This window comes from Methanocorpusculum sp. GPch4 (genome assembly GCF_012062385.1).
GTDB classification, from domain to species: Archaea; Halobacteriota; Methanomicrobia; order Methanomicrobiales; family Methanocorpusculaceae; genus Methanocorpusculum; species Methanocorpusculum parvum.
Genome location: NZ_SIJA01000024.1, coordinates 1 through 3,045, shown reverse-complemented (window position 1 = coordinate 3,045; position 3,045 = coordinate 1). Strand labels below are relative to the sequence as shown.

Genomic DNA, 3,045 nt, shown 5'->3' with positions numbered 1-3,045 from the left:
GCCGGTAAGGGCGGTGATCGCGGCCGAATACTCAGCCCTGCTGTAGGCCGTGACCTGGACCTTGCCGGTCATTTCGGAGGTGTTCGGGTCGAAGTAGCCCACATAGGTCTTGTAGGTCTGCTTCCCGAGCTCGACTTCGGCAAGGCCGAGGGGGTTTTCCACGCCGGTAATTTCTGCGATGATCGCATCATACGCGGCGGCGTTCGTAAACTCTGCAGTGAAGATCCGCTTTGCGGACTTCGAGATTGCTGTCTGAATGAAATCTGCTGTCATGGTGGAGGTGATCCATCAAGGCCGCCGAAGGCGGCCGAGATGATGAGCAAATCTTTGATTTGCGACCTGTATTGGTAGTATTGAACTACTGCCAAACACAGAGCAAATCTATGATTTGCCGGACATGCGCAAAACGCACGTGATTTTTTCTGTCCTATTTGGAGGTGATCATTGATCGAAATTCACGTGCCATCTCACACATGCTATATGATTATAGGACGTAAAAGAAGATATAATGCGAGGGAAATGTCATAGTTTCTCTGCATTTTTAAGGAATGTACTTCGATTTCGTGTACGGGATGGTGCGGAAACATGAGAAAAAAACCAACCGCGAATCTCCGCCAATCTTCGCGAATCGCATTTTTCTTGCGCCGTCGTGCTCTGCTCCGGCTTATCGCCTACGCAGGAATCGCACGCCGTCTGGAAAAATGCTGTCGGAAAAACCCGCGTGCGGGTTTTTCTTTTTCATGATTATCTCGTTCAATTCTGATGTATTTTGGGGGTGCGGGGTCGCGACTTCGGCGCGGAGCGGCCCGCGGTGGAGATCTCTTTATGTACATAAATCAGGTTTACACAAAACTTTAGACGGAAATATGTGTATAATAGTATAACGAATTTTCTGTAAAATGGAACTAACTTAAATATTACTATTAGTTAGATTTACGATTAATGACGAGATGTCTAATTCGATAAATATTAGCATTATGACCATCATTAGGACGATATATATCGTCGTAAAAGCAACAAGCATTATTAAAAATTTCTTTAGTGTCAAGATTTTTATTATCGATCTGATATAAGCCAGCGGTCTTTTCTTTATAATGTAATAACCAAAACCCACTATGAAAATAATCCAGTTCCATAAGGCAGTGAATACTTGTAAAATTGTACTTTCCGCACCCAATATTAGAGATATGATTAGGAAAACGCTTGGTAAAAATGTCAAAAGAAGTACAGTATAACTTGCATTTATCCATTCGACATTTTCATCATTTCCATTACGGCAAACCTGAATGATACTAGACAATTCATCTGTCATGGATGGGAGAATTGGATCCCGAAGTTTGAGATGAGGCTTTTGTAAATCGAGGAGATGAGAATGCTTGGGATACGAGATATTAGTCCAGCTCTTATCCATCCTAAAATATACTCCAGCTGTTAATACTAGGGCAACTAAAAGCACAACCCCATAAGATAAATACAGGAAACGTGTTAACCCGCAAGCATTAGTAATCACAAATGAGTCAGCAGTACACACTGTGATCCCAATTGTCAAACATAGACCAATTACACCAAAGAGGAATGTTGCACGCGATCGAATATTTGCTGTTCTCTGCATTTCCGCATCATATTGATGAAGCAAAAGATCATGACGGAAACGTGTTTTCTCCTCCTCCTCTTCCGGAGTGCAGAGTTGTAAATTATCTGGAATGTGATCATCAAGAGATTTTAAATTAGATTTAATATTGGATAATAATTCATGTAATGTATCGAAGTTTACTGACTCATTAGGATTGGGTGTGTCTGAAACATTTTCCTCTGGAAATTTTTCATTCAATGATGTGATATTGGTATATCGAACATCTTTGAGATTCGGAAAATCTGAATCTACTGAGTTTTTTTCAGATGTGTCTTTATTATCTATTTTATCTTCATCTGCCATTTATTCAAAAAAAAATTAGTTTATTCTTTTGTTTGTTTCAACATCAATCAATTCTGGAAGGCGCATTGGAATTGGTTCGTTTGTTCTGGGATTTTTTTTGTTTGAGTCACAACGAATTTTATTCCACCACGCATCCCGATTATTGACGTCAACGTAGAGTTTCGTGTGGAGTTCCTTCTCAAGTTTTTCCATGGTGCCCGAATCAAGTTGAAAACGTTCTTTTGGAATGTACTGACTATTCTTAAACTCCTTCCATAAGTCATAGCAATGCGTTTTATCGCTCAAATCACCCGCTTTTTGAGGTCGTATCCAATCAGATATAATTCTGAGAAGATCACGTTCAACTGCTGAAAAGACACTCAGATCTGGAGCTTTTTTGGAATGGTAAATGAAATAGTAGAATGTATCATTTTCCTCTTTTTGTTCACGTGTCAACAATTCATTAGTTGCTCCATCGGTAAGGTCGAATCCATACTGTGGAACTGGGCCATTTGGTAATCTGACATAGAGATCATCCAGAATTGTGTCACCAAATTTATTGTAGGAATATAAATCAATGAAGAAGATATATTTCATTAACTTTGTTCTATTTATAGATGGATCTCTATTTATTACGTAAAGTAATGCATTTTCTTGCTTTTTCTTTTTATCTTCAGCTAATTTATTTTCAACTAATTTATCAGACACATTAAAATCTAATTTAACCATCCAGGTCACCTCCTTGATCTTCTTATGTATTATTGGGCGTTGACATATTAACTTCATTGCTAACAAAACCAGTTTGATTACGCTATCACGAACCTTGTTTAAAAAAAACATACAATTGTAAAAAATAATGGGGCCTCTACCCCTCACCTCTCCTCCGTATAAACCGCGGCATCACCCCCCGCTGCCCCTTCGCCGTAAGCCCGTGCCGATTCAAAGCCGTCACCACACACTGCCGCGAACAACCCTCCCGAACGGAAAGCTCCCGGACACTCAGCCCCGCATCCACCAGCCCTTTCAGCTTCCTTCGATCCAGAAGCTCCGGGAAATCATACCAGTGTCTCATCAGGGGTCACCCCCTTCTTCGACACTGGTAAGACTAAGGCCGGCTATGCCAGCCCGTT

General features: G+C 40.8%; 2 protein-coding genes and 1 pseudogene. All 3 read right to left on the bottom strand.

Annotated elements, in window-relative coordinates; all coding sequences use genetic code 11:
* A pseudogene (locus EYA77_RS01870) lies at positions 1-273 on the bottom strand (glycerol permease); the annotation flags it as partial.
* 637 nt (positions 274-910) lie between these two features.
* Positions 911-1,936 (bottom strand): hypothetical protein, encoded by a 1,026-nt coding sequence (locus EYA77_RS01865; RefSeq protein ID WP_167815693.1) that lies wholly within the window; start codon positions 1,934-1,936, stop codon positions 911-913.
* A 15-nt stretch (positions 1,937-1,951) separates the two neighbouring features.
* On the bottom strand, positions 1,952-2,644 hold the full coding sequence (locus EYA77_RS01860) for a Panacea domain-containing protein (RefSeq protein ID WP_167815692.1): 693 nt from the start codon (positions 2,642-2,644) through the stop codon (positions 1,952-1,954).
* Positions 2,645-3,045: the final 401 nt, after the last annotated feature.

What these genes read in the sequence shown, in the direction of transcription:
- EYA77_RS01860 (WP_167815692.1), bottom strand. Translation starts at nt 2,644, where the DNA reads ATGGTTAAATTAGATTTTAATGTGTCTGATAAATTAGTTGAAAATAAA.
- EYA77_RS01865 (WP_167815693.1), bottom strand. Translation starts at nt 1,936, where the DNA reads ATGGCAGATGAAGATAAAATAGATAATAAAGACACATCTGAAAAAAAC.